This window comes from Klebsiella sp. 18074 (genome assembly GCF_902705905.1).
Classification (GTDB): domain Bacteria; phylum Pseudomonadota; class Gammaproteobacteria; order Enterobacterales; family Enterobacteriaceae; genus Klebsiella; species Klebsiella terrigena.
On record NZ_CACSIS010000069.1, the window covers coordinates 1 to 3377 of the forward strand.

The following is a 3377-nucleotide window of genomic DNA, read 5'->3' on the forward strand; positions in this document are numbered from 1 at the left end:
GAGTCACGCAGCCAGGTAATCCCGTCTTCGCCGTAGTCGAACGAGCGCGATGCCCCCGATGGCGCCCCCTGCGATTTGATTCGCCGGGCACCGGAAGACGTCGCCATGAGCGCTGCGGCATACATCAGGATGAGCTTTGCGCTGCAGTCGTCATATCCCGCACCGTCGAGGCACGGGATAATCTTGTTCACCATGCATAGAATCGGGTCCAGCAGCGCGCCGGGAATGGCATAACCCAATTCACCGAGGAACGCCTGCACGTCTGCCGCCGTGATTGGGTCAGCCATGGTTATTTTGCCTTCTTCTGAAGATCAGCCAGTTGCTTCTGAGCCTCGTCGAGGTCAGTCTGCAGCTTGGCATTGCCCGCGGTCAATGACTCAACTTTGCCGTTGGCCTCGTCGAGGTCAGCCTGCAGCTTCCCCAGCTCGCCGGGTGTTGCTACTTCCAGCACCTGATCGCTTACAGGGATAGCCTTGCCAACCAACCACAGCGGCAGCGATTCACCTTTGTAGACTTCACCCTTTTTCAGCTTGTGACTGTCATGGGTGAGTAACCATTGTTGTTCTTTTCCAGCCATACGGCCTCCGTAACAAGGATGGGGCCGGAGCCCCATAAATTATGCTTTGGTCAGCTGGACGTAACCCGCCTGGCCGTTTGCGTCGTGTTTGAACTGCGGCGCCGCGGCAGCCAGAACAGAGAAGACATAATCATCCTCCGGGTTCTGTCGCGCTTTCGGACGCATAGTCATCGGCATACCATTCAGGATCTGCACGACGTCAGGACGTTTAACCACGCCCAGCAATTCATCGGTAGGGACTTTGGAAGCCGGAACCAGAGCGGCCACGCCAGGAATTTCCATGATGCGGGACAGGATGGTCTTCGGATAGTTCGCGGCATAGTCGTTAACCGACGCGTAGAACCAGTCTTTGTAGTTCAGGTAAATAGTTACCGGTGCATAGAAGTTTTCGGTATGCAGCAGGTTAATCAGGCTGGAGATAGCCGCGACCCACTGCGCGCCGCTGGCACCGTTCAGGGTCAGGCCGTGAGTGCCAGTGCCACGGTTAGGCGCTGTGCGAAGACCGTAGATGGTTGAGCCACCGACGTTGATGGTCGGGTCGCCGTTCAGCACCATATCTTCCAGCTTCTCAGCAACTTTGCGCTGATGGTTGGAGATGGCGTCGCTGTCCAGAGAATAGCCTTCAGTCTGAGCAGCCAGCATCTGGCGCCAGCCGAAGGTCAATTCGCTGTCGATGATCGGCAGCGGAGTACCTTCGTAATCCATTACCGGCTGATCACCCTTCGCCTTGCCGCGACCATCCAGGCTGATATTCACATCACCAGAATCTGACAGGGTCATGAAGTAGTGGACGATTTTACCCAGCGCCATCGGGCGGGATACGCTGGCCGCTAGGTCATTAAACACCGCCAGCACATCACGCTGAACAGTGATCGCCGAACGGTCCCACTCACCCCATACATCTTTCGGCAGCACGGAGGCATTACCGACAAGCTCATCAAAGGCGATGAATTTGCCGCCCTCTTCATTCACAGCAAAGCCGTTCATCACGGCCATGTTTTTATGCTGTGAATCCCAGCGGCGGCGGGCGTTAAGGATTAGCGCCTGCTGTTGTGGTGTAAACTTTAACATTCGTTTTTTCCTTATGCCTTGGCGTACGGAGTGGAGAGGATCACCACGTCAGCGAAACCTTCCGCCGCCAGAGTGCGCCCTGCTTTTTCGTCAAACGTTGCGATGACCTGATTACCGGTCGCCGCGGCTTTGAACACGCCGCCGGCGCCGACAGTCAGCTCCTGGCCTACGGTGTAAGCTGCAGCCGCCAGACGGACGTTGTATTCCTGCTCGCCTTCTACACGGTACGCAACGCCGGTTTCGTTCGCGGCATAAGCAGTAGTGATTGCTTGGCCGATAAAGCGACGGTTGCCAAGGATCAGCCAACGACCAGTGGTGTCAGTAGCTACAGCCAGTTTCCCGGATGATACTTTTACTGCGATACCTGGGTTCGACGCTGCTGCAACCGGCAGGTTGATGGTTTCCGGTTCACGTTCGACCGGACCACGATAGATGACATTCGGCATTATTTTTTCTCCTGATCCATGCCAGCATTGAGGTCGTAGTCTTTCCACTGGTCGTTCTCAGCATTTACTTGCTGGAATGCCGGGTTAAGACCAGTACTGGTCTGGCACTGCGAATACATGTCGTTCAGCGCGTCGCCGGCCAGCGAGTTAATCGCCGCTTCAGTCATGAACGGGAATTTAGCTTTGACAGCCTGACGCTTAGTGGTGAGGTCTTTCTCAGCGTTCGCCTGCAGTTGGGTTTTCAGCGTGCCGATCTCATCGGTAAGCGGCTTAATTGCCAGGTTCACCGCCGCGGTAATCGCGTCAGAATTAATCTGTGGCTGGCCCGGGTCTCCGCCGCCCGCTTTCTTCTGAGCCTGCTGGTTGTAGGCATCCCAGACCTGATCGTCGGTCAGCCCCTCGGTTTTTACGCCGGCGGCATTAAGCGCGGCGATCATCTTCTCTTTCATCGGGTTAATTTCTCCGTTGGTTTTGACTTCGTACTCAGTGGGTTTGCGCACGACTTCTACAGGGTCACCGACCAGGGTCACTACCTTGTCAGTGATGAGGTACTTCTGATCGAGGAGTTTCGGTTTGGTGCCGTCGCCGTCTTCTTCGTAAACGAAATGGTCAGGCCAGACACTGACGACATAGCGCCATTTTTTATCGTCCTGCTTGATGGACATCCGCAGCGCCTGGTAGATATCGTCAAACGACATTTCGGATGCGTTGCTGAAGAAGAATTTGGCTTTATTCCAGAGCCCGTCTTTCATGCTGTTCGCGGCTTCGATGAGGCTGGCGGTTTCTACTTCCCCCTCCTGTCCGTCGGCGTTGACGAACATGCCGACGCCCTCTTCTGGCGTACCGGCTCCGGGCTCATCCAGGAGGATGGCGATATGGTCGAATTGCATGTTGCGGGCAATCCAGGAGTGCTTCTTGCCCTTCGACTCGCCGGCCTTTTTCTCTTTGTTGGTGAGCAATCCGGTAGAGAGGTGGATAGGGTCAACATTAGTCCCTGCGATCATCTCGTCGAGACGGTTAATCAGACGCTTACCGTCGGGCTTTGTCTCAGCGACAGCCTTATTGATGTAAACGTCCATGACGACCTGGTCGCCCGACTTACTGACGTTCTGCGCCCAAGCACCGACGTGATAAGCATTAATCGCGCGCGGGTCGTTGGCGCTGACGTACTTGCCATCTACCATCGGATGCGGCAGAGGCATCAGCTTGCCTTCCATCGTCTGGTAGCTGTTGTTAATCTCCTCCGCCGGGTACAGGCCGCCATTCATCACGATGTCATCGAC

Annotated in this window: 5 protein-coding genes; all 5 read right to left on the reverse strand. The window is 55.8% G+C overall.

Translation table 11 applies throughout. The features are described from left to right. On the reverse strand, positions 1–287 hold a 287-nt coding region (locus tag GVK32_RS28385), incomplete at its 3' end, for a hypothetical protein (protein WP_159883176.1). A gap of 2 nt (positions 288–289) precedes the next feature. After that, positions 290–577 carry a hypothetical protein gene (locus GVK32_RS28390; RefSeq protein WP_047684473.1) on the reverse strand — a complete coding sequence of 96 codons (288 nt, stop codon included), beginning with the start codon at positions 575–577 and terminating at the stop codon, positions 290–292. Between the two features lie 39 nt (positions 578–616). Continuing rightward, positions 617–1648 carry a major capsid protein gene (locus GVK32_RS28395; protein WP_047684470.1) on the reverse strand — a complete coding sequence of 344 codons (1032 nt, stop codon included), beginning with the start codon at positions 1646–1648 and terminating at the stop codon, positions 617–619. 11 nt (positions 1649–1659) lie between these two features. Further along, positions 1660–2094, reverse strand: coding sequence for a hypothetical protein (locus GVK32_RS28400; RefSeq protein WP_047684468.1), 435 nt, complete (start codon positions 2092–2094; stop codon positions 1660–1662). Next, positions 2094–3377 (reverse strand): DUF2213 domain-containing protein (locus GVK32_RS28405; protein ID WP_159874194.1); only part of this gene is annotated, 1284 nt, incomplete at its 5' end. The genes GVK32_RS28400 and GVK32_RS28405, both read right to left, overlap by 1 nt.

Bases quoted from the DNA above. Each gene is read 5' to 3' on its own strand.
- GVK32_RS28390 (WP_047684473.1), bottom strand. From the start codon at position 577: ATGGCTGGAAAAGAACAACAATGGTTACTCACCCATGACAGTCACAAG.
- GVK32_RS28395 (WP_047684470.1), bottom strand. From the start codon at position 1,648: ATGTTAAAGTTTACACCACAACAGCAGGCGCTAATCCTTAACGCCCGC.
- GVK32_RS28400 (WP_047684468.1), bottom strand. From the start codon at position 2,094: ATGCCGAATGTCATCTATCGTGGTCCGGTCGAACGTGAACCGGAAACC.